The organism is Arthrobacter sp. R4-81 (assembly GCF_054792365.1).
The window spans coordinates 811,491-827,025 of the sequence record NZ_CP096445.1; the positions used below are offsets into that span (position 1 = coordinate 811,491).

Consider the following 15,535-nt stretch of genomic DNA (forward strand, 5'->3'; position numbering starts at 1 on the left):
CTCACAGTCAATCGTCCTGCGATTTCTGATCAAGACTCCCGGGAAGTACGGCCCTAGTGTGGAGCACACATCCACATGTGATCCCGATCACGCACGATAGGAATAGGCCATGAATCACCCCCAGTTCAAAGCAGCAGCCGTCCAGGCAGCACCGGTATTCCTGGATCTGGACAAGACCATCGACAAATCGATCGCCCTGATAGCGGAGGCGGCAAGGAACGGCGCGGAGCTGATCGCCTTCCCCGAAACCTGGCTTCCGGGCTATCCGTGGTACGCCTGGCTCGACGCCCCTGCCATGTGGCTGCCGCAGTTCACGCAGCGCTATTTCGATAATTCCCTCGAGTACGGCACTCCTGAAGCCGAGCGGATCTCGAAGGCGGCCAAGGAAAACAACATCATGGTCAGCATGGGCCTCAGCGAACGAAGCGGCGGCAGCCTGTACATCGCCCAATGGTTCATTGACCGTGACGGGCAGACGATCTCCCAGCGCCGGAAACTCAAGCCGACCCACGTCGAACGCACCATTTTCGGGGAAGGCGACGGCAGCGATCTTGGGGTCTGGGACACAAGCCTGGGGCGCGTCGGCGGACTCTGCTGCTGGGAGCACCTTCAGCCGCTATCCAAGTACTCCCTGTACGCCCAGAACGAGCAGGTCCACGTTGCCGCCTGGCCGAGCTTTTCCCTCTATGAAGGCGGGGCGTACGCCCTCGGCCCTGAGGTCAACACCTCGGCCTCCCGGATTTACGCCGTGGAAGGTTCTTGTTTCGTCGTTGCTCCGTGCGCCACCGTGTCCCAGGAGATGGTGGACGAAATGTGCACCACGGACCTGCAGAAGGCGCTCCTCAAGACCGGTGGCGGGTACGCCCGCATCTTCGGGCCCGATGGCCAGCAGCTCCACGAGTCCCTCCCGACAGGCGAGGAAGGTCTTGTCTACGGCGAGATCGATCTGGGCCTGATATCAGTGGCAAAGGCTGTTGCCGACCCCGCGGGCCACTACTCACGTCCCGATGCCACGCAACTGGTTCTCAACAGGTCACCTCGGCGCGCCGTCGTCGACACGGCTCCGCAAGCCGAGAGCGCAAAACCGGAGACCGCGAAACCCGAGAACGCAAAACCGGAGACCGCGAAACGGGAGTTCGCCCAGCCGGAGACCAGGCAGGATACCGCGCCCGTTCCAGAGCACCGGGACGTCGTGGAGCCGACCCTGCCGGCAATGGCGGAACTCTAATGCCCCTCGACAGGGATGGGGAGGAGCCGGCCATGGAGTCTTCGATCCCGTTACACCTCACCGTCGAACGGACGCGGAGCAAAGGAGTGGGTGATGAGTACACACCGCCTTACCCGTCCTACTCCGTGCGCTTTGCGGAAGGCGTCAGCAGTCTTGTCTGCGCCTTTTTTGGAGTACAAAGCAAGCAACCGCTGTCTATGGAGGCAAGGGACGCTTCCGCGGGAATGTGGGAGCTGTGCGGGCAGGAAGACGGGCCGATATCCCGTGAGTACGCCGTTCATACGGACGAACAAGGTTTCGACAACAAAGTCATCATCGCCTATTGGGACGACGTCAATACCTATGGGCGATGGTTCGGTAAGCACCGCGATGAACTAATCGGCGCCGGGTTGGAGATGGAACACCACGGCCGCTGGATCGAAACAGTCACTCCGGAAGCCAGCGGGTTTGAGACCCTGTACTCGTCCAACACATTCCCGGAAGGGGCAGCCCGGGTCGCCGCCGGAGGATACAGCGGGGAAATCCAGGAACACGGGTACTGGGGAAGCATGCGTGACCGGCTCCCCATATCGCAGATTGAGGACCTCGATCCAATCGGCACCCCGTTCGTCGGCTCCCCGTTCGTCGCGGCTCAGTCAGTCCCAGCGAACACAGTCCCAGGGAACACAGTCCCTGAGAACCCCAGAATCGTCCGGATTGAACCCCACGAAAACCTTGCCATCATCCGCTCCGGCCAAGATTGGAGCCTCTGCGAGGCGGCAGAGCGGGCGTCCTATTTCGGTGACGTGGAACCCCAGCTGAAAGCAGGAATGGACTTCCTGACGTCCGACGGCGCTTCGATCGGCTGCTACGCGAATAGGTACATGACCAGCAGCGACGGCGAGGGTAAACTCCTCGAGCAGAGCTTCGGCTTGAGCTTCTGGCACAGCCTGGCGGACATGGAGAGGTGGGCGGAATCGCACCCTACTCACGTGGCCATCTTCAGGGCGGCCATGAAATTCCTCCAGACGAACGCTGGCGCCAAACTCCGCCTCAGCCATGAAGTGGCGGTAGTCCCACGGAACCGGCAGTACTACGAATACAACAACTGTCACTCGGCGACAGGCATGCTCGGCGCCGGCAGGACGGTAGCAGTCAACACGGCGTAAACCCCGGACAGACATATCCACTCGGGAGGGGAGATCGACGACGGCGGGGACCTCCCGCCGTCGTCCGCTACCCGCACGGTTCCATTGCAGGCTCCGCCGGAGCCCTGGCGGCGAGATCGCGAAGCCTTGCAATGAGGTCCCTGGTCTGAGGGTCTTGTTCCAGCTCGGCGTAGACAGGAGCCACGGCACGGCGGAAGGCATCCACCTGCTCGTCCGAAGCCGTCACGACTGTGCCGCCGTTCTGGCAGTAGGTTCGCGCTTCCTCCGAGAGGGCTGGCAGCAGGTCCGAGGCCCGATTCCGGGCTGCGGCGGCAGCCATAGACAGTAGCTGCCGATGCTCCTCACTCAGCTGATCCTGGGCCTTCATGTTGATGACAAGGGTGTTGGCTCTCGCTGAAAGGACGACGTTCCCTGTTGCGATGGGGAGTCCTGTCTTGGTCCGGGCAGGCCGTAGCTGAGCCGCGTATGCGAAGGACGACTCCGCCGCACCCACCTGCCCCGGGTCATCCTGATCGGCGAACTGAAGTTCCTGCACTTCTTCCGGTACCGCCCCGAGTGCCGCCAGCGCTTTATAGGCAGTTGTGGACCGGGTGGCCCTGATGACCATTCCTTCAGCGTCTGAAGGCGTCAGGATGGGAGTCCTGAATGAAAAAAGCACCTGATGGCCCTCCGGGATGAGTGCCAGACCCCTGAGCCCCACTTCGTCGAGCCCTGCGAGCATTCCATCCGCGAGTTCCGGCTTCACAGCTTCCTTGAGAACACCGGAAGACATCACCAGGAACGGCGCCGACAACGCGCGGAGACTCAATACTCCCTCCGAATCCCAGGTCCGGGACGGGACCAGAGCCATGGCGAGCTCTCCCGACACGACACTTCGCGCCACCGCCTGGTCACGGTCCCAGAGTTCCTGCCCTCCGGCGCGCCACACGGGCTCGATAAGGAGTTTCCCGCCGGAACGGGTCTCCACCTGGCGCGCAAATTCCTCGATCTGCTCGCCGGCGGGGCCCTGCCCAGCGTCCGAAGTACCCAGGCGGAGCACGGTGGGGTCTTCCTCTATCTCGTACGCGCAGCCCGTGGCAGAAAGGAGCATTCCCAACGCCAGGAATCCCGCCCAACGCTTTGCCCGCTGCTTCATTGCTGATCACTCACCGTCACTTCACTCTGGCACCGTCATCCGGCAGCATCCATAGTTAGCCCCCGACGACGGCGGGAGGTCCCGCCGTCGTCGTCAACGTCGATACCCTACTACGTCCCAGCCATCACCGATCGTCGCCCCCGGGCCACATCGCCGGACGCAGCTCGATGGTCTCCCCTGGCCCGGAGAAGCGGGCGGCGAGCTCCTCGGCCCGCTCGCGGGTGGCGACGTCGATCATGAAGAACCCGGCGAACTGCTCCTTGGATTCCGCGTACGGCCCATCGGTAGCGACTGCCTTGCCCGACTGCCACCGGTACAGCCTCGACGTTGCCGGGTCGGCCAGCGCCTCGCCGCCAAGCAGTTCCCCCTTGGCTTCCATCTCCGCAAGCAGCGCGTCGAAGTCGTTGTTCATCTGCTCGCGCTGTTCCTTCGGGAGAGCCAGATTTTCGGCGACATAGTCACCGGTGGGATGTCCCCAGGGCTGGGGATTGGAGTGGATGAGAATGACGAACTTCATGAGTCTGACCCTTTCTGCGACGTGGCCGTATGGCCCTGACACATGGAGGTCGAGGCCGCGGTGGTGAGATCGACATTCCTGAGCCTACTTTCTGGCCAGAGCCTGCTTTGTGAATAAAGCAGTCAGCTGCCGGACTCTGCTGCTTCCGCCACCACCCCCGAGGCCGCCCAGCTCGCAAGGAGTTTGATCCGCTCTTCGTGAGTTGTTCCGGGTTCGGCGGTGTAGACGCTGAGGGTGTGGACCGACCGTGGATATGTCGGCAGGGTCAGGGACTGGTAGGTCAGTTCAAGTTCCCCAACGACGGGGTGTCGCAGCCGCTTGATTCCCTCATGGCGGAACCGGATGTCGTGGGAGGCCCACAGCGTACGGAACTCCGGGCTCAGCGTGGACAATTCGCCCACGAGTGCTCGCAGACCCCGGTCGTTTGGGGCTCGCACGGCTTCAGCGCGTAGCAGTGCGGCTGTGGCGGCCGCGCCCGCCTCCCAGTCAACATAGAACTCCCGGGAAGCTGCTTCCAGGAAGTGGAAGCGTGCGAAGTTGGCGTGGCCGTGCTCGCTGGTGGTCTCGCCGGCGAACATCGGGGCGTGAAGCGCACGGGCCAAGGGGTTGCTGGCCACGACGTCGAGGCAGCCGTTGACGACGAACGCGGCCGACATGGTGATGGAATCGAGCAGCCACTGGACGGGAGCCGCCACTCCAGCCTCCTTGCGGCGGGAGGGTGCGGGGCGCACGGGCCGGGCGGCCCGTGCCAGCTCAAAAAGGTACTGGCACTCCTCATCGCTCAGTTGCAGGGCCCGGGAAACAGCCAGGAGGACGTCGTCGGACACGCCGCTGATGTTGCCCTTCTCCAGCCGTGAATACCATTCGGGGCTCACGCCGGCGAGAACCGCTACCTCTTCACGGCGCAGCCCGGGCACGCGCCGCCTGTTGCCGGCCGGCAGGCCTACCTGCTCCGGCTGGAGCTTGGCCCGCCGGCTTGCCAGGAAGTCCCGGATATCGGCGCGGTTGCCCGTTAGGTTGTCCATGAATCCAACGATAGCCCCGGTTCAAGTCCCTTATAGGGGGAGAGCTTGTACCCCCTATGAACACAGCCTTCTTCCTCCGTCCGCTTCGGGGTGAGATTGATGAAGAAATCAAGCAAGCCGTCCAGAAGGAGAACTATGCCTACCGCCAACGCTTACGCCGCACCGTCTGCCACCGGAGACCTGGCCGCCACCTCTATCGAACGCCGCGACGTCGGGCCTCACGACGTGCTGATCGAAATCAAGTACGCGGGGATCTGTCATTCCGACATTCACACGGTCCGGGGCGACTGGGGCCCGCAGCAGTACCCGCTGGTCCCCGGCCACGAGATTGCCGGAGTCGTCACCAAGGTGGGTCCCGAAGTCACCAAGCACGCCGTTGGCGACCGCGTCGGAGTCGGCTGCATGGTCAACTCCTGCCGGGAATGCGTTAACTGCGTAAAAGGCGAGGAGCAGTACTGCCTCAACGGGATGATCGGCACCTATGGCGCCGTTGACCGTGATGGCACCGTCACGCAGGGCGGCTACTCCAGCCACGTCGTGGTGACCGAAGACTTCGTCGTCAGCATTCCCGAGGGCCTGGAGCTCGACGTTGCGGCTCCTTTGCTGTGCGCGGGCATCACCACCTACTCGCCGCTGCGTCACTGGGGCGCCGGTCCCGGCAAGAAGGTGGCCGTCGTCGGCCTCGGCGGACTCGGGCACATGGCCGTCAAGCTCGCCCACGCCATGGGTGCCGAGGTCACCGTGCTCTCCCAGTCCATGAAAAAGCAGGAAGACGGCCTCCGCCTGGGTGCCGACCAGTACTTCGCCACCAGCGATGAAAACACCTTCAAGGATCTGGCCGGCACCTTCGACCTGATCATCAACACCGTCAGCGCCTCGATCGACATCAGCGCCTACCTGCAGTTGCTGACCCTCGACGGCGCTCTGGTGAACGTGGGCGCCCCGGCCGAACCGCTGCCAGTAAATGTCTTTTCACTGATCATGGGACGCCGGTCCTTCGCCGGATCCATGATCGGCGGCATCCCTGAAACCCAGGAAATGCTCAACTTCTGCGCTGAGCACGGACTGGGCTCAGAGGTCGAAGTCATTCCGGCAAGCAAAATCAATGACGCCTATGAGCGCGTCCTGGCTTCCGATGTGCGGTACCGGTTTGTCATCGACACAGCGACCCTCTAGGCACAGGGCACAGGAAATCCCTGTGCCCTAATAGATTCATTGATGAGGGAAAGCGACTGAGCCGGGGACCGGTCATTCGTCAAAGTGGGTTCTCACCTGAGTGTTGTCGGTGATAGAGGCAATAACACTGGCTGCAACATCTCGGAGTTTGACGTTGCGGGAGTTGGACGCCCTCATGAGGATCTGCAGGGCGGCATCCTGGCTGCAGCGGTTCTGCGCCATGATGGCCCCGATGGCCATGTCGATTGTTGTCCTTGATTTCATTGCCTCGGCCATGTCGTTCTTCGCATCACTCATCTGGGCTAGCCGGAGCTCCAGGCGCAGGGTTTTCGCTGTCTGCTCGGCGAAGGATTCAGCTCCCGCAATGTCTTCGCCTGTGAACCCGTGCTGTAAGGGCGAATAGAGGTTCAATGCCGCAGTGGCTCCTCTCTCGAGGGGCAGCGGGAGCCCAAGGATGGAGCCAATACCGTGCGCGGAAACAGCCGAGATGTATTCAGGCCAGCGGTGTTCCCCCAGCACATCGGGAACGTGCATCGTGGTGGTGGTACGCATGGCTGAAAGGCAAGGGCCATCGCCAAAGCCGTACTGCAGCTCGTCCATCGCCAGAGCCTTTGGATCGTTGCTTACAACGGTCACAGGTTTCTTGCGGCGGGCCACAGTGATACCGCACAGGATTTGCTTTCCCCGGGCCGAGAGCATTGATGCGGAGAAAGTGACGAGTTCCTGAAGGAAGTCGTGAACGTCTGCAGCGTCAAGGACAAGGTCCTGCAGGTGGGAGGCGACCGCGTTTTGCGGGTCCTGGCCAAGTTCAGCGACCATGGGCGGTCCTCGATCTCCAGAGTAGGTTTTTCCTGTTCCAGCCGAAGTTTGGACGGCGGCAGGAAAAGAGGGCCGCTCACTGCGAACGTGACTCCAGCGTACACCGCCAAGATTCGTTCCTTCCGGTACACGGTCCGTCCTCAGCCGGTTGAGGCGGTATCGTCGTGGGCCGCTCCGACGGGTTTGGATTCGGGTGAGCCGCGTTGGCGAAGATATATCGAGAGCACCACCATGGACCCCACGGCAAGGAATTCGGACTGCCAGTTCTGCAGGGTTCTGTTCCAGAATTCCGGAGAGGCAATGTATTCGCTCCAGGGAACGGGGTCCTGGAAGTTGGCCAGCTGTTCTTCGTTGTAGGCGCTGTTCCCGGTAAGGGACTGGACCAGCCAGGACAGGACGAAAATCACGCCCATGGTCAGGCCGAGTGAGTTCGCGAAGAGTACTTGGCGCCAGCCATTGATCCTGGCCCAGGCCGGTGACTTTTCGTTGCTGTGCTCGCCAATGAGCTGTTCCTCATCTGATTCAGGGCCGGTCTGGTCCAGTTCTTTTGATTCGGGCGATCCTTTTTGGACCAGCCAGATGGTGGCCATGATGTACAGCAGGAACTGCAGGTACTCGGATTGCCAGTTCTCCGAGACATCCACCGCAAAGCTCGATGAGGTCAGGTATTGGGCGAGGCTGATTTCCTCGAGCCCGTGGGTGATCTGTTCCTCGTTGAACAGTGCATGACCGGAAAGACCTTGTCCGAGCAGGGCCAGCAGGAAGATCACTCCGAAGAAGAGGCTCAAGCCGTTGTTTCTGATAGCTGTTTTCACGTTCTTCCCCTATCCGTGCACAAGTCCGACGACGGCCAGGTAAGCCAGCCCACCAAGGATCAGGATCAGGTACAGCGCAAAACTCCAACGCATACTCACTTGCCTCCTACTTCGCACTTGTACGGGGATTCTCCTTGCGATGTACAACCCGCCCCGGAAATCCTCCAGCCGGTCCCTGAGGCAACCAGGAAGACAACGTCATCCTCGAACTCCACCATCGCCTCACGCCCGAAGACCTCAGTCCGCAGGGGCGCCCCTGAATCCTGCAATTGCAGGGATTCCAGTTGTTCCTCACACTCGGATTCACCGCCAGCCTTCTCCAGGGCCTCCTGCCCCAACATCGAGCAGGCAGCAGAGACATCCCCTGAGCTGAATTCCTCGTGGAATGTCTGTGCTGCCTCCGCGGCCCCGTTTGCCGTGGGAGCGCAGCCCAGCAGAGACAACAAGGCCAGAACCAGGACTGCGCCCATCGTTCGCCTGCATCGTGACATTCTCTGTGATGGCTCAACCCATAACAGCTCTCTCACACATCCTCCTGACCTAGCGGCAGCACCTGTTCTTATCGGAGAAGTACCCAGAAAAAGACTTTTTCCTCACGACGGCGATACTCGCCGTCGTCGGCAGTGGTCAGAGGGCTGTTGGTTTGGTGGTGAACCGGAGGGAGAAATGGTTCAGCGTGCCGGGCAGGGGTTCGCTGGGGGACAGGTGCTGGGACGATGCCAGCCTGAACTGCGTTTTCTCTAGCAGATACGAAAGCATAGCGCTGGTAAGCAGGAGCACCAGTTGCCTTCCGGGGCAGAAGGCCGGCCCGTCGCTGAAGGGGACCAAGGGCCAGTCTGCATCATCGGGATTCCTGGTGAGCCAGACGTCGGGAAGAAACGAGTGGGCCTGGGGGAGGTGGCGGTCATCCCGGTGGAAAAAGGGAGCGAAGATCAGGACACCGGTTTCCTCAGGCATGATCCCGTCGTCCCACACGACCTCCCTGGTGGTCTGGCGCAGGATCATCGGGGTGGTGGGCCATAGCCGCAACGACTCAAGGACGCACGCGCGAAGGTAGGGCAGGTGCTGCCTGCCCGAAGAATCCTCCTGGATTTCCTGCTGGGCACGAGCACACTTCTCACCGTGTGTGACGAGGAGCGCCAGCGCCCTGAACGTGGCCATCCCCGCCGGTTCGAAAGCAAACAGCCACTGCGGGATCTGATCGACCGGAGCAGCATCGGAATGTGCCTCCATGCCCCGCATTATGTAGGCGAGACTGCCGGGTTCAGACGTTTCCAGCCTGTGCTGGACCCTTTTCAGGAATTGGTCCCGGACTTTCCTGCGCTTTGGTTTCAGGAATGCCCAGTTGGCATCCTTGCGGAGGCGGGCAATCATATCCGTGAGCTCGTGGTCGTCGCGGGCCGGATCTCCGAAAATTATGCGGCGGACCATGCTGTACCAGGATTCGATGAAAACATCCCAGTTCAGTTCACCCTTCTCCCGAACACTGTCGAGGAGTTTATCCGCTTCCTGCCTGACGATGGGAAGTAAGGAGTCAGCCAGCCGGTGGACGTGGCTGTGGGAGTCCAGGGCCTGTTCCTGGAGAGCACGTCTGGCGGTTCGCTCTGTTCCTCTGGATATAAGCACATTGCGTGGTTCGAAGTGAGCGAGGGCTGCCCGTTTTTCACTGCTGGCCGGAGAGAAGGGTTCCGGCGAGTGGTTCAGTACGTACCTCAGGTCAGCAGGCCGCAATATCAAGGCCTGGTTTCTGATAGGCAGCCGCAGGAGCAGCGGCCCGGTACGGTGCTTGTCGTCGAGTTTTTGCATCCTGCGAACTGCGCGGGAATCGAGCTGCAGGAGTTCGGCCATGGCCACCGCTCGGGGGCGCCGGATGATGGGGCCCTTGGCTACGGTCGGCACAAATACCTCAGCCAGGAAAGCCACTGTTTCAAGGACCGTAGCCCGGGGAAGTCCATTGTCAGTTGTCATTTCCGTACCTGCCGTCCTCACCGATGCCGCGCTTATCTGCTATCCACTGCCCCCGGCCGGCTGCCCGAAACGGGTGCTGACTTCAGCATAGCTATGGTGCGCAACCAGTTATGCGGAGTTCATCCACAGGCTCGCGGAGGCCTGGGTGAAGGTCCCATAGATTGGCACGATGGATACGCCGGAAGAGATGGACGATCTCGAGCGTCTGCAGGATCTGATCGCTGAGATGGGTGCCAGTGCTGGGACAACGCACTTCGAGCCCTGACGAGGGGCAAGTGCTGGGCGCTTAAACGAAAGCGGACGACGGCGGGAGGTCCCGCCGTCGTCCGCTTACGTCTGTTTCTAGCGGGTGACTCCCTCGAAGGTGGCGCCGTGCGGAACCTTACGGCTCAGGCTCACGGTGAAAGTGTTGGGTCCGCTGCGGGTCACGGCGATGCCGCATTTTGCAGCGGTGGCGCGCGGTGAAAGGTCTCTTACGACCGATTCGAGAGTGTGGTCAATGGCTGACCGGTCCCAGATCTTCAGCGTCACGGAGTCGGTGGTATCGAACGTCATTATTCAGTACTTCCATTCATACAGCTGACGGCCCCAAGTCGTCATTGCAGAGGCCGCATCCTCGTCGGTGAGGAATGCTGGTTTGGGTGTTTCGGGAACGGATCCCTCATTTATGGTTCACGGTGGCCAGCGGCGGTTGCAAATTATTCGTCACGAATGTGAGCAACTCCACGTCCGAAGGCGCCAGTGTGTCGTTGCCGGCCGAGTCTCCCAGACGCTCGATCTGGACTGTTCGGCTAGCCCCGCTGAGGGGCCAGCGCGTAGAACGGCGTGAACCTGCCCCTCGTTTCCGGGGAGATGTTAGAGCGGACAATCGAAGCGGTCTCGAGCGCTGCCAGGTGGTACCGGACGCAGTCGCGCGAGCAGGCAATGGCGTTGCTGATATCGGATACTTTGCTGGCGCCATGCGTTGCCAGGTAGTCGATGATCTGCGATTTGATTGGCCTGCTTCGTTCGGTTTTTGTACGGCTTTCGTGTGAAGCGACGATCGGGCGGCGAAGTTGAACATCAACAGTCATTTCCATGGCCTTTCATAGGTGCTGGAACGGTCCTCGTCGTTGAGGGCCGCTTTCTGTCTTCGGACGGAATTGGGCGCGTCCGTGTAACCCCTTCCCCAAAGGCGGGCAGAGGTGGTGGATGTTAGGTGGATCAAACTAACTAACGACGGCCGGGGTTCCTGACTTGGAACCCTCGCCGGTGGGGACTACTTGCTGAGGTTTGCCAGGCGTTGCGGGCTGAGCAGTTCTTCGAGCTGCGCTTCAGTGAGCAACCCGTGTTCAAGGACAAGCTCCGCTACACCCTTGCCGGTGGCGAGGGCTTCCCGGGCGATTGCAGTGGCCGTGGCGTAACCCAGGTGGGGGTTGAGCGCTGTGACCAGGCCGATTGACTGTTCCACGGTCAACCGGAGGTGTTCGATGTTGGCGGTGATGCCGCGCACGCAGCGGGCGGTGAGGGTGCGGCAGGCTGCTTCGAGGTGGGAGATGCTCTTGTGGAGGCTGTGAACAATGATGGGTTCAAAGGCGTTGAGTTGGAGCTGGCCGGCCTCGGCGGCCATTGTGATGGTGACGTCGTTGCCAATCACTTCGTAGGCGACCTGGCTGACGACTTCCGGGATCACCGGGTTGATCTTGCCGGGCATGATGGAGGACCCGGACTGCACGGCCGGGAGGTTGATTTCGCCAAGGCCAGCACGGGGGCCGGAGGAAAGCAGGCGCAGATCGTTGCACGTTTTGGAGAGTTTCACGGCGACGCGCTTGAGGACGCCGGAAAGGTGCACGAACGCGCCGACATCCTGGGTGGCTTCGATCAGGTCCGGGGCGGTAATCAGCGGCAGCCCGGTGATTTCGGCCAGGTGCCGGCAGGCGGCTGCGGCGTAGCCGGGAGGTGCGTTCAAGCCGGTGCCGATGGCGGTGGCACCGAGGTTGATTTCATGGATGAGCAGGTCGGCTTCGGCCAGGCGGAGCCGGTCCTCGCCGATGGTCACGGCGTAGGTGCCGAATTCCTGGCCCAGGGTCATGGGCACGGCATCCTGGAGCTGGGTGCGGCCCATTTTGACCACGGTGCGGAATTCCAGGGCCTTTTCGGCGAACGCCCCTTCGAGTTCTTCGAGGGCGGCGAGGAGTTCCTTCACGGCCAGGATGGTGCCCAGTTTCACGGCGGTGGGGTAGACGTCGTTGGTGGACTGGGAGAGGTTCACATGATCGTTGGGGTGCAGGTGCCGGTACTCGCCCTTGGGGTGGCCGAGGATTTCAAGCGCCCTGTTGGCGATGACCTCGTTGGCGTTCATGTTCGAGGAGGTACCGGCGCCGCCCTGGATAACGTCCACCACGAACTCTTCGCTGAGCATCCCGTTCATGACGTCGGTGCAGGCCTGTTCGATCGCGGCGGCGCGTTCGGGGTCCAGGAGTCCAAGTTCAAGGTTGGTGCGGGCCGCGGCGAGCTTGACGGCGGCCAGGCCCCGAACCAGGTACATGTTCGAGGAGAGCGGCTGGCCCGTGATGGGGAAGTTCTCCACTGCCCGCAGCGTGTGGACACCCCAGTACGCTTTCGCGGGAACATCCCGGTCCCCGAGCAGGTCATGCTCGGAACGGACGTCAGGGTTGTTTTCGAGAATGGTCACGGGGGTTCCTCACAGGGCTTCATTGACGGGTTTGGACAAAAGTGCAGGTAAGACAAAAGTTCAGGTATGAGCTGGGGCCGGCCCGGAACGCAAAGTCAGGCCATTTGGTTGGCCCGGGAGTTTTCGCTCCCTGGGATGATGGTGCCGAGGGCGCATTCGACACCGTGCAAGTGCATTCTCATGGCCTGCGAGGCTTCCTCTGCCGACCCGCGCTCGATCGCATCGAAAATGCGCGCGTGCTCGTCACCTGACTCCTTGCGGCGGTCAGCCACGAGGTTGAGCGTGTTTGACTGGTTAGCCATCGCGTCACAGATGTCCGAGAGGAATGATTCGAAGACGCCGTTGCCGCTGCAGCGGGCGATGGTCACGTGGAACTCGGTGTTCAGGAGGACCCACTGATGGAGATCATCAGCTTCCGACATTTCCCGAAGGATTTCCCGAAGGGCTTCAAGATCTTCATTGCTGCGGCGCTGGGCGGCGAGTCCTGCGGCAGGCACTTCCACGTGTGGCCGGGCCTCCACCAGGGCACTGGCCGAGTACTTACCGAGCTTAAGGTCCGTGGCAACCTTGTCGGCGATGACAAAGGTTCCCTTGCCCGTATGCGTGGCAGTCAATCCCAGGGCGGTGCAGGAGCGGAGGGCTTCCCTGACCATAGTGCGGCTCACGCCGTATTGCTTGGCGAGCGAAGCTTCTGAGTCCAAGCGGGTCCCGACAGGGATCTTCCCGCCTTCGATGGCACCCCGAAGCGACGCAAAAACCGCTTCAGCCGCACCAACGCGGACCACACGGTCTTGTCCAGCTGTCCAGCTGTCCAACAGGTTCTCCATGCCTCGACTATGGCACCCCCACAGCCTCCTGTCAAAGGGGTACCTAAATATGGGGAAGTGGCTTACGTCACAAACCTCATGGTGGACTTTGGCTAGCATGGCGGCAATACGCGAGGCGGGGTTCGACGTCGTGCCCTGCCTGCTCCCAGCGCACGTGGACGAGGCCCGTCCCAGCTCCGGAAAACGGAGCGCCTGATCCCGCTTCTTTCGTGACCGTGCTTTGCTCAGCGCGTAGACGACAACGGGGTATGGGTAAGCCCTTTCAGCGTGAGGTTTCCTCCGCCGGTCACCAGCTTGATGTCCTGCTCCTCTGACCTGGGGAAGACCAGTGACGTGAGGGTCTGTTCCCCGCCGTGGACGAACACTTCAATCGAGGAGTGGTCTACGAATACGGTCAGGTCCACGCTGCCGTTCCTGGCTGGAGCGGAGGCGGTGCGTCTTTGTGTAAACAGCGGGCCAAGGTCACCATCAGCGGGCTGCTCGCGCGTGACGAACGCGGCCCCGTCGTGGAAGTTGTAGCCCACCGTGGCGAATATTGCTTCATCGCTCGCAAACTGCAGGAGGGCCTCCGATCCGTCGCTGCCGCCGTCGCCCGCTTTAGTTGCGCGTTCAATGGTCAGATCCAGCCGGTAGGCGCCGCCCTGCGGGGAGGGAAGTCCGGCAGTTCCTTCCGGGGTGATGGTCTCCGGGCCCGACGACGACGATTGCCCTTCGAGGCGGGCCAGGGTTTTGGAGGGCGTTGAGACCAGAGCCGGCTTGCCGTCCACGGTCTTCAGCCTGATGTCCCGCATGATGGAGTCCATGCCTCCTTGCCAGTCCTCAGTGGGAAGTTTCCGGGCGTAGTCCCAGTTGTTCACCCAGCCCAAAGCCTGCCTGGACTGCATCCGCTGGCCGTCGGTAATCCTGGGATCATCCCAAGTAACCGCGGCGTAAAAGTCGGAGCCGGCGTCCAGCCACTGATGCTTCTCATCCGCAGGGGTGAACTTTGTTCCGTCCCAGCTCCCGGTCCAGTAGGCGACGCCCGTGGTTCTTCCTTCTTCGGATCCGTTGGCGCTCGCTGCCAAGACCCACGTTCGCTTGGCGGGGTCGCCGTCGACGTCCAGTTGGAAAAGATCAGGGCATTCAAGGATGCCCAGTCCGGACCGCTCGAAACCGGAGGCGTAACGCCAGCTCTTGAGATCCTTCGAGGTGTACATGCCCAGCTTGTGGCCCTCGGCCAGGATCATCAGCCACTGTCCGTTTGCTTCATCACGGACAATCTTGGGGTCGCGCCAGTGTTCAGCTCCGGGGTTTTCCATCACCGGGTTTCCTTCGTACGAGGAAAACGTGAACCCGCCGTCGGTCGAATAGAAAAGCGACTGCCGCTGGACGCCCTTGTCCTGCTGTGTCAGCACTGAGATGACGGCGTCTTTTCCGAAGCCGGCGGTGTTCTCGTAGTCCACCACGGCGCTGCCTGTTTCGATGTCGCCCAGTCCGTTTTTGTACTTATGGATGGCAACGCCCTCGTCCTTCCACGTCACCAGGTCTTTGCTGGTGAGGTGGTACCACTCCGTTCCGTTGCCCTGGGGATGGTCGGCGTTGTAGAGGTAGTAGTAGTGCCAGAGCCCATTGAGGAAAAAGGGGCGCTGGGGATCATTCATCCAGTTCCGCTCCGGAGTGATGTGGTAGCTCGGGCGGTACTGCGAGGATCCGGCAGGCCGCTCGGGTTTCGTTCCCGGGGCCGGCGACCGGTCGATTCTGCCAAGGTCAGTGAGCATGGCATCCACGGCAACAGAGGTAATACAGTCCGGGCGCCGCACCTCCCCGACTCCTGCAGTTTCCATTGACTTGTCAAGGCTGGATCGAAGGAAGACGTCGCTGCCGATCCGGGCAGCTGCCACCCAGCCGTCTGCGCAATTGATGCTGCGGAGATCCTCCACTCCGGCGGCCTGGAGGGGTTGTCCTGACTCGAGGGTGCGGTCACCGCCCGACAACCAGTACGAGCCATAGGTTCCCCGGGAGCTCTTGAAATCCGCCTGCGCGGTGGCAACGGAATCGAGGGCGGTCTCTGCCCGGCTCTCGGCGTCGTCTGGTGTCTGAACGCTCACGATGAAGGCCACCACTGCGACCACCAGGGCAGTGGCAGCCGCTGCAACTGCAATCCAGAGGTTCCGTTTGCCTGAGAGCGGCGTGAGTTTGAATTTTTCGGACATCATGGCCGTTC

15 protein-coding genes are annotated in these 15,535 nt (G+C 61.7%); 3 read left to right on the forward strand and 12 right to left on the reverse strand.

What is annotated here, in order from left to right:
• The first annotated feature begins 109 nt into the window (after positions 1-109).
• The gene (locus M1E05_RS03820; RefSeq protein ID WP_461164485.1) at positions 110-1,228 is read left to right on the forward strand and encodes a carbon-nitrogen hydrolase family protein; all 1,119 of its coding nucleotides are present in this window, start codon (positions 110-112) and stop codon (positions 1,226-1,228) included.
• Between the two features lie 32 nt (positions 1,229-1,260).
• Positions 1,261-2,376: a phenylacetaldoxime dehydratase family protein gene (locus M1E05_RS03825; RefSeq protein ID WP_461164486.1), complete on the forward strand. Its 1,116-nt coding sequence runs from the start codon at positions 1,261-1,263 to the stop codon at positions 2,374-2,376.
• Positions 2,377-2,443: 67 nt separating this feature from the next.
• On the opposite strand, the gene M1E05_RS03830 is transcribed toward M1E05_RS03825, so the two are convergent.
• From M1E05_RS03830 to M1E05_RS03840, 3 genes are all read right to left on the reverse strand, one after another.
• Complete coding sequence (locus M1E05_RS03830) at positions 2,444-3,511, reverse strand: TRAP transporter substrate-binding protein (protein WP_461164487.1); 1,068 nt, start codon at positions 3,509-3,511, stop codon at positions 2,444-2,446.
• A gap of 124 nt (positions 3,512-3,635) precedes the next feature.
• Positions 3,636-4,028: a YciI family protein gene (locus tag M1E05_RS03835; protein WP_461164488.1), complete on the reverse strand. Its 393-nt coding sequence runs from the start codon at positions 4,026-4,028 to the stop codon at positions 3,636-3,638.
• A gap of 122 nt (positions 4,029-4,150) precedes the next feature.
• Positions 4,151-5,053, reverse strand: coding sequence for a helix-turn-helix domain-containing protein (locus M1E05_RS03840; RefSeq protein WP_461164489.1), 903 nt, complete (start codon positions 5,051-5,053; stop codon positions 4,151-4,153).
• Positions 5,054-5,188: 135 nt separating this feature from the next.
• On the opposite strand from M1E05_RS03840, the gene M1E05_RS03845 reads away from it, so the two are divergent.
• Complete coding sequence (locus tag M1E05_RS03845) at positions 5,189-6,229, forward strand: NAD(P)-dependent alcohol dehydrogenase (protein WP_461164490.1); 1,041 nt, start codon at positions 5,189-5,191, stop codon at positions 6,227-6,229.
• Positions 6,230-6,301: 72 nt separating this feature from the next.
• Here the strand turns inward: M1E05_RS03845 and M1E05_RS03850 are convergent, their stop codons facing one another.
• The 9 genes from M1E05_RS03850 to M1E05_RS03890 form a co-directional block, all read right to left on the reverse strand.
• Complete coding sequence (locus tag M1E05_RS03850; protein WP_458112094.1) at positions 6,302-7,048, reverse strand: ANTAR domain-containing protein; 747 nt, start codon at positions 7,046-7,048, stop codon at positions 6,302-6,304.
• 140 nt (positions 7,049-7,188) lie between these two features.
• Positions 7,189-7,863, reverse strand: a complete 675-nt coding sequence (locus tag M1E05_RS03855; RefSeq protein ID WP_458112093.1) for a DUF6766 family protein — start codon at positions 7,861-7,863, stop codon at positions 7,189-7,191.
• A 95-nt stretch (positions 7,864-7,958) separates the two neighbouring features.
• Complete coding sequence (locus tag M1E05_RS03860; protein WP_458112092.1) at positions 7,959-8,333, reverse strand: hypothetical protein; 375 nt, start codon at positions 8,331-8,333, stop codon at positions 7,959-7,961.
• A 157-nt stretch (positions 8,334-8,490) separates the two neighbouring features.
• Positions 8,491-9,831, reverse strand: a complete 1,341-nt coding sequence (locus M1E05_RS03865; protein ID WP_461164491.1) for a cytochrome P450 — start codon at positions 9,829-9,831, stop codon at positions 8,491-8,493.
• A 342-nt stretch (positions 9,832-10,173) separates the two neighbouring features.
• Positions 10,174-10,386: a hypothetical protein gene (locus M1E05_RS03870; protein WP_458112090.1), complete on the reverse strand. Its 213-nt coding sequence runs from the start codon at positions 10,384-10,386 to the stop codon at positions 10,174-10,176.
• Between the two features lie 236 nt (positions 10,387-10,622).
• Positions 10,623-10,904 carry an ArsR family transcriptional regulator gene (locus tag M1E05_RS03875; RefSeq protein ID WP_458112079.1) on the reverse strand — a complete coding sequence of 94 codons (282 nt, stop codon included), beginning with the start codon at positions 10,902-10,904 and terminating at the stop codon, positions 10,623-10,625.
• 185 nt (positions 10,905-11,089) lie between these two features.
• Complete coding sequence (locus M1E05_RS03880) at positions 11,090-12,505, reverse strand: aspartate ammonia-lyase (RefSeq protein WP_458112078.1); 1,416 nt, start codon at positions 12,503-12,505, stop codon at positions 11,090-11,092.
• Positions 12,506-12,600: 95 nt separating this feature from the next.
• Positions 12,601-13,332, reverse strand: a complete 732-nt coding sequence (locus M1E05_RS03885) for a FadR/GntR family transcriptional regulator (protein ID WP_458112077.1) — start codon at positions 13,330-13,332, stop codon at positions 12,601-12,603.
• A gap of 224 nt (positions 13,333-13,556) precedes the next feature.
• On the reverse strand, positions 13,557-15,527 hold the full coding sequence (locus M1E05_RS03890) for a glycoside hydrolase family 32 protein (protein WP_461164492.1): 1,971 nt from the start codon (positions 15,525-15,527) through the stop codon (positions 13,557-13,559).
• Between the last annotated feature and the right edge of the window lie 8 nt (positions 15,528-15,535).